The organism is Rhizobacter fulvus (assembly GCF_964020785.1).
Map to the genome: position 1 here is coordinate 2,842,424 of NZ_OZ224516.1, position 18,072 is coordinate 2,860,495.

The following is an 18,072-nucleotide window of genomic DNA, read 5'->3' on the forward strand; positions in this document are numbered from 1 at the left end:
TCAGATCGGCTTGAAATGTTCGAACGGTTCCAGGCACGCGAGGCAGCGCCAGGTCGCCTTGCAGGCGGTGGAGCCGAAGGCGGCGAGCTGCTCGGTGTTGTGGCTGCCGCAGCGCGGGCAGGCGAGGGGCTTCAGGCGCGGGCGACCGACGAAGCGGATGGGCACGGCGCCATCGTCACGCGTCGGCGACGGCGGCGCGATGCCGTAGGCCAGCATCTTCGCGCGGCCCTCCGCGCTGATCCAGTCGGTCGTCCAGGCCGGCGCGCGGCGCAGCGTGACGCGCGCCGCGCCGAGGCCGGCCGCGGCGATCGCCTTCAGCACGTCGGCCTCGATCACCTCGGTCGCGGGGCAGCCCGAGTAAGTCGGCGTCAGCACGATCTCCAGCCCGTCGTCGTGTTCGATCACGTCGCGCACGATGCCGAGGTCGCGTACCGAGACGGCGGGGACTTCGGGGTCGAGCACGGTGGAGAGCACCTCCCACGCGCGCTCGACCCGCGACGCCGTGGAGAGGTTCACCACGCGGCTCCGGGATACGCACGCTGCAGGTACTGCATCTCCGTCAGGATGAAGCCCATGTGCTCGCTGTGCACGCCGCGCGTGCCGGTCGGGCGGAAGCCCGAGGCGGGGGGCAATGCGAGGCCGGCTTCGTCGAACACCGCGGTGATCTCGGCGACCCAAGGCTCGTGCAGATCGGCCCAGCGCGGGCCGAGGCCCGTGGCGAGCGCGTGGTTGTCGACCGCATCCGCGCCGAACAGTTCGCTGGTGTAGCGCCAAAGCTCGTCGAGCGCGGTGTCGACGCGGCGGCGCGCCTCCTCGGTGCTGTCGGCGAGCCGCACAACCCAGTCGGCGGCGTGCTGCTGGTGGTAGCGCACTTCCTTCACCGCCTTGCCGGCGATCGCGGCCACCTCGGCATCGCTCGAATCGAGCAGCCGCTCCCACAGCAGCTTGGACCAGGTCGCGATGAACAGGTTGCGCAGCACGGTGAACGCGAAGTCGCCGCGCGGCAATTCGACCAGCGTCGCGTTGAAGTAGTCGCGCTCGTCGCGCAGGAAGGCGAGCTGGTCCTCGTCGTGGCCGCGGCCTTCGAGCTCGCCGGCCCGCGTCAGCAGCGCGCGCGACTGGCCGACCAGGTCGAGCGCCATGTTCGACAGCGCGATGTCTTCCTCGAGCGCCGGCGCATGGCCGCACCATTCGGCGATGCGCTGCGCGAGGATCAGGTTCGTGTCGGCGATGCGCAGCAGGTACTGGACCTCGGGCGCACGCTGGAGTTGGATCGAAGCGGTCATGGTCGGCACGCGCTCACATGTGGTCGAGCGACTTGGGCAGCTCGTAGAAGGTCGGGTGGCGGTAGACCTTGTCCTCGGCCGGGTCGAAGTACATCGCCTTGTCTGCCGGATCGCTGGCGACGATCTGGTCCGAGCGCACCACCCACACGCTCACGCCTTCCTGGCGCCGCGTGTAGACATCGCGCCCCATCTGGATCGCCATCTTCGCGTCGGCCGCATGCAGGCTGCCGCAGTGCTTGTGGTCGAGGCCGGCCTTGCTGCGCACGAACACTTCCCACAGCGGCCATTCGTGTTGCAGATCGGCGCTCATGCGGCCTCCTTCATCGATTGCTTGTTGGCGTGGACCATGGCCGCCTCGCGCACCCAGGCGCCGTCGTCCCAGGCCTTGACGCGCGCAGCGAGGCGCTCCTTGTTGCACGGTCCGTCGCCGGCCAGCACGCGCTTGAACTCGCTCCAGTCGATCGCGCCGTAGTCGTAGGACTGGCGCGCCTCGCTCCACTTCAGATCGGGATCCGGCAGCGTGACGCCGAGCAGCTTCGCCTGGTCGACGGTGGCGTCGATGAACTTCTGGCGCAGCTCGTCGTTGCTGACGCGCTTGATGCCCCAGCGCATCGACTGCGCGCTGTTCGGGCTCTGGTCGTCCGGCGGCCCGAACATCATGATCGACGGCCACCACCAGCGGTTCACCGCGTCCTGCACCATCGCCTTCTGCGCCTCGGTGCCGTGGGTCATCATCGTCAGCAGCGCCTCGTAGCCCTGGCGCTGGTGGAAGCTCTCCTCGCGGCAGATGCGGATCATCGCGCGCGCATACGGCGCGTACGAGCAGCGGCAGATCGGCACCTGGTTCATGATCGCCGCGCCGTCGACCAGCCAGCCGATCGTGCCCATGTCGGCCCAGCTCAGCGTCGGGTAGTTGAAGATCGAGCTGTACTTGGCCTTGCCGGAGTGCAGCGCGTCGAACAGCTGATCGCGCGAGGTGCCCAGCGTCTCGGCCGCGGCGTAGAGGTACAGGCCGTGGCCGCCCTCGTCCTGCACCTTGGCCAGCAGGATCGCCTTGCGCTTGAGCGTCGGCGCGCGGCTGATCCAGTTGCCCTCCGGCAGCATGCCGACGATCTCGGAGTGCGCATGCTGGCTGATCTGCCGCACCAGCGTCTTGCGGTAGTGCTCGGGCATCCAGTCCTTCGCCTCGATGAAGTCGCCGGCGTCGATGCGGGCATCGAAGCGCTCCTGCAGCTGCAGTTCCTCGGCCGAACGCAGCGCCTTCGGCGCCTCGTCCTTGCCCATCGTGTCCATCGCTTGCGTATACATGGCGTCGTCCTTTACTTGGGTCGCTTGTCGATGACGCGGCGGGCTTTGCCCGTCAACGTGCGTTCGATCGAATCGGGCGTCAGCACCTTCACCTTGGTCGAGATGCCGACCAGCGTCTTCACGCGGTGCTGCACCCAGACCGCGATCTCGTTCGCATCGCCGTCGGCCCCCGGCTGCATCTCGCAATGCACCTCGACCTCGTCCATCAGCCCCTCGCGGCTCACGTGCACCTGGTACTGGCCGGAGAGCTTGGCGTGCGCGAGCACGATCTCCTCGATCTGGGTCGGGAAGACGTTGACGCCGCGGATGATCAGCATGTCGTCGCTGCGGCCGACGATCTTGCCCATGCGGCGGAATGCACGCGCGGTCGGCGGCAGCAGGCGCGTGAGGTCGCGGGTGCGGTAGCGGATGATCGGCAGCGCTTCCTTTGTCAGCGAGGTGAAGACGAGCTCGCCTTCGCTGCCGTCGGGCAAGACTTCTCCGGTCTCCGGGTCGATGATCTCGGGCAGGAAGTGGTCTTCCCACACCACCGGGCCGTCCTTGGTCTCGACGCACTCGCTCGCCACGCCGGGGCCCATCACTTCGCTGAGGCCGTAGATGTCGACCGCGTCGATGCCGGCCTTGGTCTCGATCTCGCGCCGCATCGCCTCGGTCCAGGGCTCGGCGCCGAAGATGCCGATCTTCAGCGAACTTTCGCGCGGATCGATGCCGCGGCGCGTCATCTCCTCGATGATCACCTGCATGTAGCTCGGCGTGACCATGATGATCTTGGGCTGGAAGTCCTGGATCAGCTGGATCTGCTTCTCGGTCTGCCCGCCCGACATCGGGATCACCGTGCAGCCGAGACGCTCGGCGCCGTAATGCGCACCGAGGCCGCCGGTGAACAGGCCGTAGCCGTACGCCACCTGGATGATGTCGCCCTTGCGCCCGCCGGCCGCGCGGATCGAGCGCGCGACCAGGTCGGCCCAGGTCGAGATGTCGTTCGCGGTGTAGCCGACCACGGTCGGCTTGCCGGTGGTGCCGCTCGACGCGTGCAGCCGCACGACCTCTTCGCGCGGCACCGCGAACAGGCCGAACGGGTAGTTGTCGCGCAGGTCCTTCTTGACCGTGAACGGGAACTTCGCCAGGTCGGCGAGCTGCTTCAGGTCGTCCGGGTGCACGCCCTTCGCATCGAACGCCTGCTTGTAGTGCGGCACGTTCGCGTAGGCGCGCTGCAGCGTCGCCTTCAGGCGCTGCAGCTGCAGCGCGGTGATCTCGTCGCGGCTGGCCGTCTCGATCCGGTCGAGTTCACCGGGCGCGGGGTGTCGGGCTGACATGTCGATGGGTCTCCTGTGCGTGGGTCAGCCGGCGGTGCGATCGGGGACCGCCGGTTTGCCCTTCATCGTGTACGAGCGGCCGCGGAACAGCGCGACCCGTTCGCCGCGCTGATTCGTGACCTCGGTGTCGTAGACGCCGGTGCGGCCGGCCTTGGTCACCTCGCTGCAGCGCGCGGTCAGCACGTCGCCGCCGCGGCCCGGCGCAACGAAGTCGACCGCGAAGCCGGAGGCCACGGTCAGCTCGTCGTACGAGTTGCAGGCGAACGCGAACGCCGAATCGGCGAGCGTGGCGATCAGGCCGCCGTGGCAGATGTCGTGACCGTTCAGCATGTCGTCGCGCACCGGCATCGTCAGCGTCGCGCGGCCGGGGGCGATCTCGACGATCGTCATGCCGAGCATCTTGGTCGCGCGGTCGTTCGCGAGCATGCCGTCGCGCACATGCTCGGCGGTCGCTTGAGCGTCGCGCGGCTCAACCATGGAAGCGCGCGCCGGTGTGCTGCAGCCGCGACAACCGGGGCGCACGCCGGTAACGCACTTCGCCGTAGTGCGCCTGCAGGTTCGCGAGCACGGTCGCGACGCGCGCCGCGCCGAGCGCATCGGCCCAGGCCAGCGGGCCCACCGGGTACGCGGTGCCCAGCACCATCGAGGTGTCGATGTCCTTCGCGGTCGTGCCGGTCCAGGTCATCACGTCGGCGCCTTCGTTCGCGAGGCAGCAGACGATGCGCATCAGCGCCAGGCCAGCCACGTCGTCGAGTTCGATCAGCGCGATCTTCGCGGCCTGCAGCAGCCCTGCCAGGGCCGGCAGGCACGCGGCGGCCGCGGGGCTGGCGGTGGCGCCGAGCGTCGTCGTGGTCGAGAAGTCGCGCGCCAGGTCGAGCAGGATCAGCGCGCCACCGTCGCAGCGCTCGGCGGCGGTGCGTCCGTCCGTCAGCGCGATGCGCAGATCGCCGATCGCCAGCGTCTCGGCCGGCAGGTCGGTGCGGCGAACGATGTGCACGCCGGCGCCAAGCAGGCGCTCGACCAGCGGTGCGAGCAGGCCGGCCTCGGCTGCCACGTCGAGCGTGCCGTTGCCGTCGGCCGGCGCCACGGTCGCGACGACCGGCGCGGCCACGTCCTTGCCGTAGGCATAGAAACCGCGCCCGCTCTTGCGGCCGAAGCGGCCGCTGCGCACCAGCTCCTGCTGGATCAGGTGCGGCGCATAGCGCGGGTCGTAGGCGGTGGCCTGGAACACCGACTCGGTCACTGACAGGTTCACGTCCAGCCCGATCAGGTCCATCAACTCGAACGGCCCGAGCGCGAAGCCGCCGGCCTCGCGCATCAGTCGGTCGATCGCCGGCGCGGGCGCGAGCCGCTCGGCCAGCAGGCGCAGCCCCTCGGCGTAGTACGGCCGCGCGACGCGGTTGACGATGAAGCCGGGCGCGTTCGGCGCGTCGACCGAGGTCTTGCCCCAGGCCTTCGACAGCGCATGCAGCGCCGGCACCAGCGCGGGGTCGGTCTCGACGCCGGCGATCACCTCCACCAGCTTCATCCGCGTGGCCGGGTTGAAGAAGTGCCAGCCGATCAACCGCTGCGGCCGCTGCAGGCCCTGCGCGACCGCAGTGATCGAGATCGACGAGGTGTTGGTCGCGAGCACCGCGTCGGGGCCGAGCGCGGCCTCGAGCTGCGCGAAGACCTGGCGCTTGACCTCGAGCTTCTCGACGATCGCCTCGACGACCAGCCCGCAGCCCGCGAGCGCGGCGATCGAATCGGCCACCGTGATGCGGGCGTGCACGGCATCGCGCTCGGCGGCGTCGAGCTTGCCACGCCTGACGGCGCCATCCAGGTCGGCACCGATTCGCGTCAGCGCCGCTCCGGCGGCGCCGGCCTGTGCGTCATGCAGGCGCACTGCGTGGCCCGACTGTGCGGCCAGCTGCGCGATGCCGGCACCCATGCTGCCGGCACCGATGACCGCGACGGTCGTCTGCTTGTTCAACGAATAGCCCATGAAAACCTTTGCCAGCGGAAGGGGAGGCAGCCAGTGTGCGGCGCGCCCGGGAATCGGTCAAAAGGGCTTGCGAGTGCCCCGACAAAACATATTCGACCGTCCGGTCGGTAAATAATACGGTCCGGCTGGGGCGATTGCAAGCGCCCACCGCGAGGGTTAACCCGGTGTGACGCCCGGGACTGGGCGCCCGTCGTGCGGCTGTCGAGCCGCCACGCCGGCGACGGAGCGTCCGAACGCGTCGAGCAGGGGCGCGGCGTCGAAGGACGGACCCTCCAGCATCGCCAGGGCGTGCACGGTCGCTTCCAGCGTCGAGACCTGGTCGGCGCGCCGTGCCGCGCGGATTGCGCGGTAGCGGGTGGGTGCCGGTGTGTCGAGCGACAGTCGCGGCAGCGCGGCCAGCGCCGGGTGCTCGAGCAGCATCCGCAGGCTCTTGCGCCACGTGGCGTCGAGCACCACCAGCCGCACGGGCGTCGAACCGGCGGTCGCCGCCGTTGCAGCAGGCGCCGGCGCCGCGGGCACGTCGGGGTACAGCAGCCGCGTGTCCCGCCCGGGGCGCCACAGCAGCGCCTGCAACGCGTCGTGCGTGAAGCGCTCGCCGACCACGACCTCGCAGCGTGCGAGCGACAGCCGCAGCAGCGCCACGCTGTTCTTCGCCTGGCGCTGTTCCTGCGGGTGTTGCAGCACCAGCACCTCGGTGACATGGGCAGTGGGCGCCGCCAGCGCGCACAGGCAGGTCGGCGTCGGACGCAGGCAGCGCGGGCAGATCGCGCGAGCGGGAGTGGACGTGCAGGTCAAGCTCGCATGGTCGCACGCCGCCTGTCGGGCGGATGATGTCGATCCGGCGTCCCGTCGCTCGTCGATGAGATGTGCGGCGCCCTCAGTTGGGCGCGCCGACCGGTCAACCTCACAGGAGTGAAGACATGTCCTACATCGATGGTTTCGTGATCGCGGTTCCCACCGCCAACAAGCAGAAGTTCATCGAGCACGCGCGCCAGCTCGACCCGATCTTTCTCGAGCTCGGCGCGATCCGGGTGGTCGAGGGTTGGGGCGACGACGTCCCCGACGGGAAGGTCACCGACTTCCGCCGCGCCGTCCAGGCCACGGCCGAAGAGACGGTGGCCTTTTCATGGGTCGAATGGCCGGACAAGGCCACGCGCGACGCCGGCATGAAGAAGATGATGGAAGACCCGCGGATGGACCCGTCCGCACCCGGCAACCTGCCCATGCCCTTCGACGGCAAACGCATGATCTTCGGGGGTTTCGAACCGGTGGTCGAAGTGAAGGCCTGACCGGCGCGAGGGCGGCGCGTTCGCCCTGTACGTTAGCCGCCTGCCGACAGGAAGTCGCGCAGCGACAGCGTCGGCCGCACGACGGGGGCCACCGGCGCGATCCAGGTGGCACCGGCCGCGCTCGCCATGGCGGCGATCTCTTCAGCAGCCCGTGCCGCCACTACGGCGGTCTCGACATCACGCAACAAGGGCTCGTCGGTGGAACGTGCCAGCACGCCGATGTTGATCTTCAGCGGATGCTCGAACGCCGTGCGGGACAGCGCGGTCTGCGGGTGAGCCGCCCGGTACCGGTCCCAGACGGCGATGTCCACCAGCGCGAAGTCGGCGCGGCCCGCCGCGACGGCGCCCAGCAGATCATCGCGAAGGTTGTAGCCCCTGATCGACGAGGCCAGCGCGCCCGAACGCCAACCCGCGAGCGCGAGCGCGGCCATCGAGCCGGCGCGCACGGCCACCGACCGCCCTCGAAGCGACTCGAGCGCAGCGACCGCGGCGTCGTTCGGCTCGCGTGCGATCAAGGTCAGCGCCGACGCGCGGTAGGGGGCGCGGCCGGTCACGGGGACCAGGGTCTGCCACGGGCGCTGCCGCAAGGGCTGGGCCCCCGGATAGTCGGGCGTGCGCGCCTTCTCGGCGATCATCGGTGCGAGATGCGGTTCGTAAAGCGGCACGCCGGCGACCAGATCGCACGCGTTCGCGGCGAGCAGGGCGCGCGCGTCGAGCGAGTCGTTGCCCTGGCTGTCGTAGCGGCTCTCGAACCAGACCGGCTGGAACGCGCGCCCGAGCCGCTGCACCGCGGCCTGCAGGATCGCGACGTCCAGGCCGCGCGGCTGGCCCTGCTGGAGCGTGGAATACGGTTCGCTGTCCTCGGGCAGGCACACCCGGACCGGCGCGGCCTGCTGCGCCAGCGCGCCCGCCGCGACCAGCGAGAACGCGACGAGCGCGGACCAGCGGGTGCATTGCGTCACGGCGTTCCCCGCGTCTGGACGTAGGCCCAGATCTTCGCGATCTGCTCGCTGGTCAGCGAGTTCTTCCAGGCCGGCATGCTGCCCTTGCCTTCGCGCACCGAGTGGAAGAACCGGTCCGGATCTTCGAGCGGGAACTTGCGCAGGTCATAGGACACGGTGCCGGGGTTGACCATGTTGAAGCCGTGGCAATGCGAGCAGTTCTGGCCGTAGAGGCGCCGGCCCGCCTGCGCCAGATCCGTGTCCGGGGTCGCGCGCTCGGAGCCCGCCGCTGCGGTCGCCTGGGCGCGCGCCGGCGGTGCCGGCAGCCACCCCAGCGCGAGCGCCGCGAGGAGGGCCACGCTCGACCGCCGGATCGCCTCCCGCATCACTGCGGCACCGCGAAGGTCCACACCGCGCCGCCCGCCGGCACGGAGGCCAGGCGCTCGTCGCCCGAGAACAGCGGGTAGACGCCGCCAATGCCGGAGAGCGCGGTGATGTACTGCCGCCCCTTATGCGTCCAGGTGATCGGCTGGCCCATCGAGGCCGAGCCGGTGCGGTACGACCAGAGCAGCGTGCCGTTCGACGCGTCGCGCGCCTCGAACTCGCCGGTCATCGTGCCGGTGAAGACCAGACCCCCGGCGGTGGTCAGCACGCCGGAGTAGCTGGGGATGTCGCGCGGGATCGACCACTTCTCCTTGCCCGAGACCGGATCGATCGCCTTGAAGAAGCCGCGCGGTCCCTCGGGATAGGCGAAGCCGGTGAAGTCGATCGCCAGGTAGAACTCGCCCTGCTTGTACTCCGGGGTCACGGTCTTGTAGGGCATGCCGGCGTGGATGGCGTTCAGGTAGACCAGACCGGTCTTCGGGCTGAACGACATCGGTGGCCAGTTCTTCGCGCCGAGCGCGCCCGGCCAGACCTCGGTCTTCTCGCCGTTGCGTGCCTTGGTCGTCACCTCGGTGTCGATAGGGCGGCCGGTCGTCAGGTCGATGCCCGAGGCCCAGTTCACCTTCGGTACGAACGTGTTCGCCGCGAGCACCTTGCCGTTGGTGCGGTCCAGCATGTACAGGAAGCCGTTGCGGTTGGCATGCAGGATGACCTTCTTCAGCTCGCCGCCCACCCGGATGTCGGCCTGCACCATCTCGTTGGTGCCGTCGTAGTCGAAGGTATCGTTCGGATTGAACTGGTAGTGCCACACCACCTCGCCGGTCTTCGGCCGGATCGCCAGCACCGACGCGGTGTAGAGGTTGTCGCCCTTGCGCACCGCGGCATTCCACGGGCCGGCGTTGCCGGTGCCCCAGAACACCAGGTCCTGCTCGGCGTCGTAGCTGCCGGTCAGCCAGGTCGAGCCGCCGCCCTTGAGGTGCGCGTCGCCGGGCCAGCTGTCGCCCCCCTTCTCGCCGGGCGCGGCCGTGGTGTAGCGGCGCCAGAGCTGCTTGCCGGTGGCCGGGTCGAGGCCGTCGATGAAGCCGCGCGTGCCGTACTCCGCGCCGGCCATGCCGGTGATCAGCACCCCACCGACGATCAGCGGCGCGCCCGTGACCGAGTAGCCCTCCTTGTACTCGGCGAGCTTGGCCTTCCAGACCTGCTTGCCGGTCTTGGCGTCGAGCGCCTGGATGTGCGCATCCAGCGTGCCGCGGTAGACCTTGCCTTCGTAGAGGGCCACGCCGCGGTTGACCAGCCCGCAGCAGACGACCTTGGACACGTCGGCGGCGAACTCGAGGCCGGTCTTCCACAGCTGCTTGCCCGTCAGCGCGTCGATTGCGACGGTCGAGTCGTGGGTCGGGATATAGAGCACGCCGTCGTACAGCACCGGCATCGCCTCCTGGCCCAGGTTGTTGCCCAGGCTCTGGGTCCACACGGGCACGAGCTTCTTGACGTTGTCGGTGTTGATCTGCGCGAGCGCGCTGTGGCGCTGCGCGCCGTAGCCCATGCCGTGCACGAGCACGCTGTCGGTCTTCCTGCCGTCGGCCAGCAGGTCGGCCGAGGTCTGCGCCATCGCGGCAGAGGCCAGCGCCAGCAGCGTGAACGCGGCGAATCGGGGTGACAGGGTCGTCATGTTGTCTCCAGGGGTTGTCGTTGTGGTTCGCTTGCGGGTGGATTCAGGCGCGCAGCGGGAGCTCGCGCTGCCGCTTGCCGGTCAGCTTGGCGACGGCGTTCGCCACCGCCGGGGCCACGCCCGGCGTGGCGGGCTCGCCCATGCCGCCGGGCTTGGCCCCGCTCTCGATGAGCACGACGTCGACCTTCGGCATCTCGGCCAGGCGCAGCACCGGGTGGTCGTGGAAGTTGCTCTGCTCGACACGCCCGTCCTTGAACGTGATCTTCATGTGCAGCGCCTGCGACAGCCCGGTCGCGATCGAGCTCTCGACCTGCGCCTCGACCGTGGCCGGACTGATGTACCGCCCGCCGTCCACCGCCGAGCTGACGCGGTGGACGCGGATGCTGCCGCCGTCGATCGAGACCTCGGCGACGTGGGCGACGATCGTGTCGAACGACTCGTGGAGCGCGATGCCGTGCGCGCGGCCTGCCGGCAGCGGCTTGCCCCAGCCGGCTTTCTCGGCGGCGGCGCGCAGCACCGCGGCGTGGCGCGGCTTGTTCTTCAGGTGGCGCAGGCGGAACTCGACCGGGTCCTGCCCCACTGCGGCGGCCAGTTCGTCGACGAAGCTCTCGTTCACGAAGCCGTTCTGCGAATGCCCGACCGAGCGCCAGAACCAGACGTGCGGCCCCGGCTCGTAGCGCACCCACTCGACCGCGAGGTTCGGCAGCTCGTAGACGTTGCCGTGGATCCCTTCGACGGCCGACGGGTCGAGCCCGCTCTTCTCGAGCGGGAAGCCGGCCGCCGCGAAGATCGAGCTGCTCACCAGCCGCGCGTGCATCGCCTGGATGCTGCCGTCGCTGCCGAGCACCGCGCGCATCCGCGCGAACTGCGCCGGGCGGTAGAAGTGCGCCCGCATGTCGTCCTCGCGCGCATAGACCAGGCGCACCGGCGTGCCCGCGCCCTTGGCGACCTCGAGCGCGTACTGGACGAAGTCGACGCCGAAGCGCCGGCCGAAGCCGCCGCCGAGCATCGTCGTGTGGACCCTGACCTGCTCGGGCTTGACGCCGCCGACCTTCGCGCACTGGTCGGCGTTGACGAACTGGAACTGCGTCGGCGACCAGATCTCGACCCCGTCGGGCCGCACCCACGCCGTCGTGTTCATCGGCTCCATGCAGCAGTGCGCGACGTAGGGCACGTGGTACTCGGCCTCGACCACGCGCGCGCCGGGCGCATCGAACACCTTCGCGGCGTCGCCGACCGGCGCGGCTTCCAGCCCGGGCGTCTCGGCGGCGCGAACCATGCGATCGCGCAGCGCGTCGCTGCTGAGGAAACGCATGTCGCCGGCGTCCCACTGGATCGCGTCGACCAGCGCGTCGCGGCCCTTCTTCGCGGTCCAGAAGTCTTTCGCCAGCACGGCCACGCCGGCGCTGAACGGCACGACCTTCTGCACGCCCGGCACCGCCATCGCCTTGGCGGCATCGAAGCCCTTGACCTTGGCGCCATGGACCGGCGGCAGGGCGATCGACGCGACCAGCAGCCCGGGCAGCTGCACGTCCATCGCGTAGGTCGCGCGGCCGGTGACCTTGGCCACCGCGTCGAGGCGGCGCACCCGCTTGCCCACAAGCTTGCGGTCGGCCGGCGCCTTCATGGCCGGCTCGGCCGGCGGTGTCAGCTTCGCGGCCGACGCGGCCAGTTCGCCGTAGCGCGCCTTGCGACCCGAGCCCTTGTGCGTGACCACGCCGCCCGCGGTCGCGAGCTCGGTCGTCGGCACGTTCCAGCGTTGCGCCGCGGCCTCGACGAGCATCTGGCGCGCCGCGGCGCCGGTCTTCGCCATCGGCTCCCAGAAGCTGCGAACGGTCGTCGAGCCGCCCGTCAGCTGCAGGCCGTAGATCAGGTTCTTGTAGCCGGCGTCGACCGGCGCGAACTCGAAGCCGACCTTCTTCCAGTCGCAGTCGAGTTCGTCCGCGAGCGCCATCGCGAGCGACGAGGCAACGCCCTGACCCATCTCGGACGACGGGATGACGATCGTCACCGCGTCGTCGGCGGCGATGCGGACGAACGCATTGAGCTGCGTCGTGCCGGCCTCGCGGGGCGCCGCTTCGGCGAAGCCGAATCCGATGCACAGCGCCCCGGCGCCGCCGCCGACCGTCTTCAGGAACGTGCGACGCGAGAGCCGGGCCGCCGCATCGGCCTGGCGCTTCAGGCGGAAGGCGTGTTCGAGCGCGTTCATGCGACGCTCCCGACGTGTTCGCACGCGCCGCCGCAGGGGCCCGCCGGGACCGCGTCGTCGACCCACGCCATGAAGCGCGCCGATGGGTCGGCCTGGCCCGCAGCATCGTGGATCGCGGCACGGATGCGGTTGAAGGTGCCACAGCGGCAGATCTGCGAGCCCATCGCCTCGTCGATGTCGGCATCGCTGGGCCGGGCCTTGCGCGTCAGCAGGGCCGCGGCGCTCATCAGCATGCCGCTCTGGCAGTAGCCGCACTGCGGCACGTCGAGCTTGACCCAGCTTTTCTGCAACGGGTGCTCGCCGGCCTTCGACAGGCCTTCGATCGTGGTGACCGAGCGACCACCCACCGCCGCGAGCGGGACCGAGCACGAGCGCACCGTCTGGCCATCGAGATGCACGGTGCAAGCGCCGCACTGCGCAATGCCGCAGCCGTATTTCGTCCCCGTCAGCTGGAGGTGATCGCGCAGCACCCACAGGAGCGGCGTGTCGGGTGTCGCCTCGACCTCGCTGCGCTTGCCATTGACCTTGATCTTCACTGCTTGTCTCCTTGTCGATGTCCCGGGTGCGCAGCTTAGGAATCGAAGGGCCACGGCTGGAATCAGAACTTGGTCAAGAGGGCTATGCGCCGTTCGAAGTCCGGAACAACCCCAATCCACGCGGTGCGGCCCACGACGAGAAGCCTGCGCGAGGCAGGCGATTGCGGGCGCAGCGCTTCGCTGCGTGCGACGCGTCGCGGTCGGGAGCGACTCAGCCGCCGGACCGGCGCGGTGGCAGCTCGGCGTGTTGTCCGATGGCCGGCAGTGGGGCGAAGGTCGGCTCGTCCCACTCGGTGACGTACGGTGGCGCCGGCACCTGGACGGTCATCCCGTGGACGTCCATGTCACGGGTTCGCAGTTGCGGATGCTGGATCAGGTCGTGCACGGAATTGATCGCACCGAACGCCGTCTGCGCCTCGGTCAGGCGGTCGACCGCCTCGGCGTAGGTCAGCCCCGAGAAGACCTGCTGGATGCGGGCCTCGAGGTCGTCCCGGTTCGCGGTGCGCCGGCTGTTGCTGTCGAAGCGCGCATCGGTGGCGAGCTCGGGCAGGCGGACCACCGAGGTGCAGAAGCTGACCCACTCGCGCTCGTTCTGGATCGACAGCACGATCTCGCGGCCGTCGGTGCAGGTGAACGCGCCATACGGCGCGATGCTCGGGTGCTTCAGGCCGACGCGGTCGGGTGCGCTGTCGCCGTAGCGCGCCTGCAGGTACGGCACGGCCATCAGTTCCGCCGCCGAATCGAACAGCGAGACCTTGATGCCGCTGCCGGTGCCGGTGCGGGCCAGCTGCAGCAGGGCCTGCTGGATGCCGATCAGCGCGTTCATGCCGGCCGTGATGTCGCAGATCGACACGCCGATGCGGCCCCACGGCCCGGGCGCGCCGCTGACCGCGACCAGGCCGCTCTCGGCCTGCACGAGCAGGTCGTAGGCCTTCAGGTTCTTCAGCGGGCCGCTCTCGCCGTAGCCGGAAATGTCGCAGGTGATCAGCCGCGGGTGGCGCGCACGCAGGCTGTCCGAGCCGAAGCCGAGCCGCTCGGCGGCGCCCGGCGCGAGGTTCTGGATGAACACGTCCGCGCCGGCGACGAGCTCGGCCAGCGTCGCCTTCGCGTTCTCCTGCCGCAGGTCGAGCGCAACCGACTCCTTGCCGCGGTTGATCCAGACGAAGTACGACGACTCGCCGTGCACCGCCTTGTCGTAGCCGCGGGCGAAGTCGCCCTCGGGCCGTTCGATCTTGATCACCCGCGCGCCGGCATCGGCCAGGCGGCTCGAGCAATACGGGGCTGCCACCGCCTGCTCGAGCGCGACGACGACGATGCCTTGCAGAGGTTTGATGGTCATGGGCGTCGAAGGTTGAGGTGCCGGGAGAGTGGATCACACCGTGCGGGCGCCATCCACGGGAAACTCGACGCCGCTGATGAACTCGGCCGCATCGCTGGCGAGGTACAGCGCCGCGTTGGCGACGTCCGCCGGCCGGCACAGGCGGCCGAGCGGGATCGTGGCCAGGAAGCGGGCGCGGTTCGCGGGGGTGTCGGGCATGCCCATGAACTTCTCGAGCAGGGCCGTCTCGCCCATGACCGGGCAGATCGCGTTGACGCGGATGCCATCGGGCCCGAGCTCGACGGCCATCGACTTCGACAGAAGATTGACCGCGCCCTTGCTGCCGTTGTACCAGGTGAGGCCGGGCCGCGGCCGGATGCCGGCCGTCGAGCCGACGTTCAGGATCACACCCTTCTTCCGCTCGCGCATCAGCGGCACGACCGCGTGGGCCATGTGGTAGATCGACTTGACGTTGACCGCGAACATGCGGTCGAAGGTCTTCTCGTCGACCTGCAGCATCGGCTGGTTGTCGTGCGTGGTGCCGGCGTTGTTGACGACGATGTCCGGTGCGCCGAAGGTGCCGACGCAGGCCTCGACCAGCGCGTCGATGTCGGCGCGGCTGGAGACGTCGCAGCGGAAGAAGTGAGTTGCCGCGCCGAGCGCGCCGGCCAGCGCCTGGCCCTTCGCGGTGTCGAGGTCGGCGATGACGACGCGCGCGCCTTCATTCACGAACAGGCGCACGATGCCTTCGCCGAAGCCGGCGGCGCCGCCGGTGACGATGGCGACCTTGCCTTGGAGCTGATTCATGGTGGGTTCCTCGTGGAGTCGCGGGTGTCGCGGGACGTGCGCCCGCATCAGCCGTGGTAGTTGACGACGGTCTTGGTGGTGCTCAGTTCCTCGAGCGCCATCAGGCCCTTCTCGCGGCCGTGGCCGCTGCGCTTGGTGCCGCCGAACGGCAGTTCGACGCCGCCTCCGGCGCCGTAGCAGTTGATGAAGACCTGGCCGGAGACGATGCGCTTGGCCAGTCGCTGCTGGCGCGCGCCATCGCGCGTCCACACGCCCGCCACGAGCCCGAACTCCGTGCCGTTGGCGATCGCGACGGCCACGTCCTCGCTGTCGAACACCTGCGCCGCGAGCACCGGACCGAAGATCTCCTGGCAGGCCACCGGGTGGTCGATCGCGACCGGCCCGAAGACGGTCGGCGGCACGAAGAACCCGTGCGCCAGCTCGGCTGCCGGGCGGACCTGGGCCAGCACCGGTACGCCGTCCTTCACCGCGTTGTCGATGAAGCCGAGGATGCGCCGCTGCTGGACCTCGTTGATCACCGGTCCGAGGTCGGCATCGTCCTCGGGCCGGCCGATCTGCAGGTCGGCGAAGCGCTGTGCGACGAGTGCCATGAACGGCTCGAAGATCGAGCGCTCGACCACCACGCGGCTGCCCGCCGAGCAGGTCTGCCCGGCGTTCTGCGTGATCGCCTTGCACACCGCCGCCGCGGCGGCCTCCAGGTCGGCATCGGCGAACACCACCTGGGGCGACTTGCCACCGAGCTCGAGCACGACCGGCACGTGGTGGATCGCCGCCGCCTCCTGCACCAGCCTGCCCACCTCCGGCGAGCCGGTGAAGGAGACGAAGTTGATGCCCGGATGGCGCGTGAGCGCCGCGCCGGCCTGCTCGCCCAGCCCGGTGACGATGTTCAGCGCACCGGGCGGAAAGCCGGCCTCGATGGCCAGCCGCCCCAGCTCGAGGCAGACGACGCACGCCTCCTCGGCCGGCTTCAGCACGGCGGCATTGCCCATCGCCAGCGCCGGGGCGATCGTGCGGCCGAACATCTGCGCCGGATAGTTCCACGGTGTGATGTGCGCGGTGACGCCGAGCGGCTCGCGGACCATGGTGACGTTGTAGCCGTCGAGGTACGGGATCACCTCGCCGTGCACCTTGTCGGCGGCGCCGCCGTAGAACTCGAAGTAGCGCGCCACCGCGCGCATGTCGGCGCGGGCCTGCGAGATCGGCTTGCCGGTGTCGTGCGCCTCGAGCCATGCCAGCCGCTCGACGTGGTCCAGCACGAGCGCCGCGAACCGCATCATCAGCCGGCCGCGGTCGGTGGCCGTGGTGCGACCCCAGTCGCCGGCCAGGGCGGCGCGCGCGGCGGCGACGGCCCGGTCGATCTCGGCCGCCCCGCCGCTCGACAGGTAGGCGAACCGCGTCGCGGTGGCGGGCGCCAGCACGGTCAGTGGCGCACCGCCGCCGCCCACCCACTGGTTGGCGATCAGGTGGCGGTACAGCGGCAGCCCGTCGAACCGGCCGACGGCAGCGGGGAAGAGGACGGGATCGTCGTGACGCATGAGGGTTCCTGTCTGGAGGGACGCGGGGTCAATGGAAGGCGAGGGCGGCCGCCACGGAACGGGCCGGGCCGCCGGGTCCGGGCTCGACGGCGAGCTCGCCGCGCTCGAGCGCGAGCGTCGTGCACTCGACCCGGTCGAGCAGCGCGCGGTTCGATTCCGTGATGACCATGCACAGCTCGGGCCGCAGCCGGTACATGCGGCTCAACGCCTCGGCGTACTGGCGCGCCAGTGCCGGCGCGAGTCCCTGGAACGGCTCGTCGACCAGGACCAGGCGGGTGCCGACCATCAGCGCGCGGGCCAGTGCGGCCATCTTCCCCTGCCCGCCGGACAGGGCCGCCGCGGACCGCGGCAGCATCTCCTCGATCTGCGGCACGATCTCGACCGCTTCGGCCACGCGCTTCTGGATCTCGGCGTCGGTCATGCCGATCGCCTCGCACGGCAGGCGCAGGTTGTCGAGCACGGTCATCGTCGGGAACAGGACGCGCTCCTCCGGCGCGTAGCCCACACCGAGCCCGGCGCGGGCGTGCGGCGGCTGCGCACGCAGATCCACGTCGGCGAGCTCGACGGTGCCTTCCCGCACGGCCGTGAAGCCCATGATCGTGCGCAGCAGCGTGGTCTTGCCGGCACCGTTGCGACCGACGACCGCGTAGGTCGCGCCGGACCGCATCTCGACCGTCAGGTGGCGCAGCACCGGGATGCCGGCTATGTCGACGGACACGTTGTTCAGCGTCAGCATGCGTGGCTCCTCAATGCCCGAGCACCACGGTGCGGACTTCCGGGTCGTTCATCACGACGCCGGGCGGCCCGTCCGCGGCGATCCGGCCGGAGATCCAGGCGGCTACCCGGGTCGCGTACTGGTTGACGATGTCGACGTCGTGCTCGACGAAGATGGCGGTCACGCTGCGTTCGGACAGCGCCTTCATGATCGTGGCCATCAACGGATGCTTCTCGTCGGCGGCGACGCCGCTGGTCGGCTCGTCCATGATCAGCAGCTTCGGTCGCAGCACGAGCGCCATCGCGATGTCGAGCAGCTTGCGGTGCCCTTCGGGCAGGCCGTCGCAGCGGTCGTCGGCCCGCGCTGCCATCCCGACGACGTCCAGCACGTGGTCCACCTCGGCGCGATCGACGCAGCGCTCGATCGGTCGGAACAGGCGCATCCGTCCCAGGCGCGCCGCGATCGCCAGTTCGACGCTCTGGCGCACGGTGTGGTCCAGGAACAGCTGCGGCAGCTGGAACGAGCGGCCGATGCCGCGCCGCACGATCTGACGCGGGTGCTGGCGGGTGATCTCGGCCCCGTCGAAGCGGATCTCGCCGCTGGAGGGCTTGATGTAGCCGGTGACCATGTTGATGAAGGTCGTCTTGCCCGCGCCGTTGGCGCCGATGACCGCGAGCCGCTCGCCGGCCTGCAGGTCGAAGTCGATGCCGTCGGCGGCCACGACCCCGCCGAACTTGAGCGTGAGGCCGCGTGTCTGGAGCAGTGCAGCCAT

Annotated in this window: 19 protein-coding genes; 1 reads left to right on the forward strand and 18 read right to left on the reverse strand. The window is 70.2% G+C overall.

Annotated elements, in window-relative coordinates:
* The 8 genes from paaD to ACWH49_RS13610 form a co-directional block, all read right to left on the reverse strand.
* Positions 1–516, reverse strand: coding sequence for a 1,2-phenylacetyl-CoA epoxidase subunit PaaD (gene paaD, locus ACWH49_RS13575; protein WP_448171929.1), 516 nt, complete (start codon positions 514–516; stop codon positions 1–3).
* The gene (paaC, locus tag ACWH49_RS13580) at positions 513–1,286 is read right to left on the reverse strand and encodes a 1,2-phenylacetyl-CoA epoxidase subunit PaaC (protein ID WP_448171930.1); all 774 of its coding nucleotides are present in this window, start codon (positions 1,284–1,286) and stop codon (positions 513–515) included. The genes paaD and paaC overlap by 4 nt, the downstream gene beginning before the upstream one ends.
* Positions 1,287–1,299: 13 nt before the next feature.
* Positions 1,300–1,596 carry a 1,2-phenylacetyl-CoA epoxidase subunit PaaB gene (gene paaB / locus ACWH49_RS13585; RefSeq protein ID WP_056460646.1) on the reverse strand — a complete coding sequence of 99 codons (297 nt, stop codon included), beginning with the start codon at positions 1,594–1,596 and terminating at the stop codon, positions 1,300–1,302.
* The gene (paaA, locus tag ACWH49_RS13590) at positions 1,593–2,594 is read right to left on the reverse strand and encodes a 1,2-phenylacetyl-CoA epoxidase subunit PaaA (RefSeq protein WP_448171931.1); all 1,002 of its coding nucleotides are present in this window, start codon (positions 2,592–2,594) and stop codon (positions 1,593–1,595) included. Before paaA ends, paaB begins: the two co-directional genes overlap by 4 nt.
* An 11-nt stretch (positions 2,595–2,605) precedes the next feature.
* Complete coding sequence (gene paaK / locus ACWH49_RS13595; protein WP_448171932.1) at positions 2,606–3,910, reverse strand: phenylacetate--CoA ligase PaaK; 1,305 nt, start codon at positions 3,908–3,910, stop codon at positions 2,606–2,608.
* 24 nt (positions 3,911–3,934) lie between these two features.
* Positions 3,935–4,387, reverse strand: coding sequence for a hydroxyphenylacetyl-CoA thioesterase PaaI (gene paaI / locus ACWH49_RS13600; protein ID WP_056460656.1), 453 nt, complete (start codon positions 4,385–4,387; stop codon positions 3,935–3,937).
* The gene (locus ACWH49_RS13605; protein WP_448171933.1) at positions 4,380–5,894 is read right to left on the reverse strand and encodes a 3-hydroxyacyl-CoA dehydrogenase; all 1,515 of its coding nucleotides are present in this window, start codon (positions 5,892–5,894) and stop codon (positions 4,380–4,382) included. Before ACWH49_RS13605 ends, paaI begins: the two co-directional genes overlap by 8 nt.
* A 156-nt stretch (positions 5,895–6,050) precedes the next feature.
* Positions 6,051–6,689, reverse strand: coding sequence for a tRNA-uridine aminocarboxypropyltransferase (locus tag ACWH49_RS13610; RefSeq protein WP_448171934.1), 639 nt, complete (start codon positions 6,687–6,689; stop codon positions 6,051–6,053).
* Positions 6,690–6,814: 125 nt separating this feature from the next.
* Between ACWH49_RS13610 and ACWH49_RS13615 the strand changes: the two genes are divergently transcribed.
* Entirely contained in the window at positions 6,815–7,183 is a 369-nt protein-coding gene (locus ACWH49_RS13615; RefSeq protein ID WP_448171935.1) for a DUF1428 domain-containing protein, read from the forward strand.
* A gap of 32 nt (positions 7,184–7,215) precedes the next feature.
* Here ACWH49_RS13615 and ACWH49_RS13620 read toward each other — a convergent pair whose 3' ends face one another.
* From ACWH49_RS13620 to ACWH49_RS13665, 10 genes are all read right to left on the reverse strand, one after another.
* Entirely contained in the window at positions 7,216–8,145 is a 930-nt protein-coding gene (locus ACWH49_RS13620) for a substrate-binding periplasmic protein (RefSeq protein WP_448171936.1), read from the reverse strand.
* The gene (locus ACWH49_RS13625) at positions 8,142–8,483 is read right to left on the reverse strand and encodes a c-type cytochrome (protein WP_448171937.1); all 342 of its coding nucleotides are present in this window, start codon (positions 8,481–8,483) and stop codon (positions 8,142–8,144) included. Before ACWH49_RS13625 ends, ACWH49_RS13620 begins: the two co-directional genes overlap by 4 nt.
* A gap of 26 nt (positions 8,484–8,509) precedes the next feature.
* Positions 8,510–10,180 (reverse strand): PQQ-dependent dehydrogenase, methanol/ethanol family, encoded by a 1,671-nt coding sequence (locus ACWH49_RS13630; protein WP_448171938.1) that lies wholly within the window; start codon positions 10,178–10,180, stop codon positions 8,510–8,512.
* 43 nt (positions 10,181–10,223) lie between these two features.
* Positions 10,224–12,389 carry a molybdopterin cofactor-binding domain-containing protein gene (locus tag ACWH49_RS13635; RefSeq protein WP_448171939.1) on the reverse strand — a complete coding sequence of 722 codons (2,166 nt, stop codon included), beginning with the start codon at positions 12,387–12,389 and terminating at the stop codon, positions 10,224–10,226.
* On the reverse strand, positions 12,386–12,925 hold the full coding sequence (locus ACWH49_RS13640) for a (2Fe-2S)-binding protein (RefSeq protein WP_448171940.1): 540 nt from the start codon (positions 12,923–12,925) through the stop codon (positions 12,386–12,388). The genes ACWH49_RS13635 and ACWH49_RS13640 overlap by 4 nt, the downstream gene beginning before the upstream one ends.
* Before the next feature lie 211 nt (positions 12,926–13,136).
* Positions 13,137–14,264: a CaiB/BaiF CoA transferase family protein gene (locus ACWH49_RS13645; RefSeq protein WP_448171941.1), complete on the reverse strand. Its 1,128-nt coding sequence runs from the start codon at positions 14,262–14,264 to the stop codon at positions 13,137–13,139.
* 33 nt (positions 14,265–14,297) lie between these two features.
* Positions 14,298–15,050 carry a glucose 1-dehydrogenase gene (locus ACWH49_RS13650; protein WP_448171942.1) on the reverse strand — a complete coding sequence of 251 codons (753 nt, stop codon included), beginning with the start codon at positions 15,048–15,050 and terminating at the stop codon, positions 14,298–14,300.
* 47 nt (positions 15,051–15,097) lie between these two features.
* Entirely contained in the window at positions 15,098–16,585 is a 1,488-nt protein-coding gene (locus ACWH49_RS13655) for an aldehyde dehydrogenase family protein (RefSeq protein WP_448171943.1), read from the reverse strand.
* A gap of 28 nt (positions 16,586–16,613) precedes the next feature.
* Entirely contained in the window at positions 16,614–17,321 is a 708-nt protein-coding gene (locus ACWH49_RS13660) for an ATP-binding cassette domain-containing protein (RefSeq protein ID WP_448171944.1), read from the reverse strand.
* A 10-nt stretch (positions 17,322–17,331) separates the two neighbouring features.
* Complete coding sequence (locus tag ACWH49_RS13665) at positions 17,332–18,072, reverse strand: ABC transporter ATP-binding protein (protein WP_448171945.1); 741 nt, start codon at positions 18,070–18,072, stop codon at positions 17,332–17,334.

Excerpts from the sequence above, each read along its gene's own strand:
- paaC (WP_448171930.1), bottom strand. The coding sequence starts at position 1,286 with ATGACCGCTTCGATCCAACTCCAGCGTGCGCCCGAGGTCCAGTACCTG.
- ACWH49_RS13655 (WP_448171943.1), bottom strand. The coding sequence starts at position 16,585 with ATGCGTCACGACGATCCCGTCCTCTTCCCCGCTGCCGTCGGCCGGTTC.
- ACWH49_RS13660 (WP_448171944.1), bottom strand. The coding sequence starts at position 17,321 with ATGCTGACGCTGAACAACGTGTCCGTCGACATAGCCGGCATCCCGGTG.
- paaB (WP_056460646.1), bottom strand. The coding sequence starts at position 1,596 with ATGAGCGCCGATCTGCAACACGAATGGCCGCTGTGGGAAGTGTTCGTG.
- ACWH49_RS13630 (WP_448171938.1), bottom strand. The coding sequence starts at position 10,180 with ATGACGACCCTGTCACCCCGATTCGCCGCGTTCACGCTGCTGGCGCTG.
- paaK (WP_448171932.1), bottom strand. The coding sequence starts at position 3,910 with ATGTCAGCCCGACACCCCGCGCCCGGTGAACTCGACCGGATCGAGACG.
- ACWH49_RS13605 (WP_448171933.1), bottom strand. The coding sequence starts at position 5,894 with ATGGGCTATTCGTTGAACAAGCAGACGACCGTCGCGGTCATCGGTGCC.
- ACWH49_RS13645 (WP_448171941.1), bottom strand. The coding sequence starts at position 14,264 with ATGACCATCAAACCTCTGCAAGGCATCGTCGTCGTCGCGCTCGAGCAG.
- ACWH49_RS13635 (WP_448171939.1), bottom strand. The coding sequence starts at position 12,389 with ATGAACGCGCTCGAACACGCCTTCCGCCTGAAGCGCCAGGCCGATGCG.
- ACWH49_RS13665 (WP_448171945.1), bottom strand. The coding sequence starts at position 18,072 with ATGGCTGCACTGCTCCAGACACGCGGCCTCACGCTCAAGTTCGGCGGG.
- ACWH49_RS13650 (WP_448171942.1), bottom strand. The coding sequence starts at position 15,050 with ATGAATCAGCTCCAAGGCAAGGTCGCCATCGTCACCGGCGGCGCCGCC.
- paaI (WP_056460656.1), bottom strand. The coding sequence starts at position 4,387 with ATGGTTGAGCCGCGCGACGCTCAAGCGACCGCCGAGCATGTGCGCGAC.
- ACWH49_RS13615 (WP_448171935.1), top strand. The coding sequence starts at position 6,815 with ATGTCCTACATCGATGGTTTCGTGATCGCGGTTCCCACCGCCAACAAG.
- paaA (WP_448171931.1), bottom strand. The coding sequence starts at position 2,594 with ATGTATACGCAAGCGATGGACACGATGGGCAAGGACGAGGCGCCGAAG.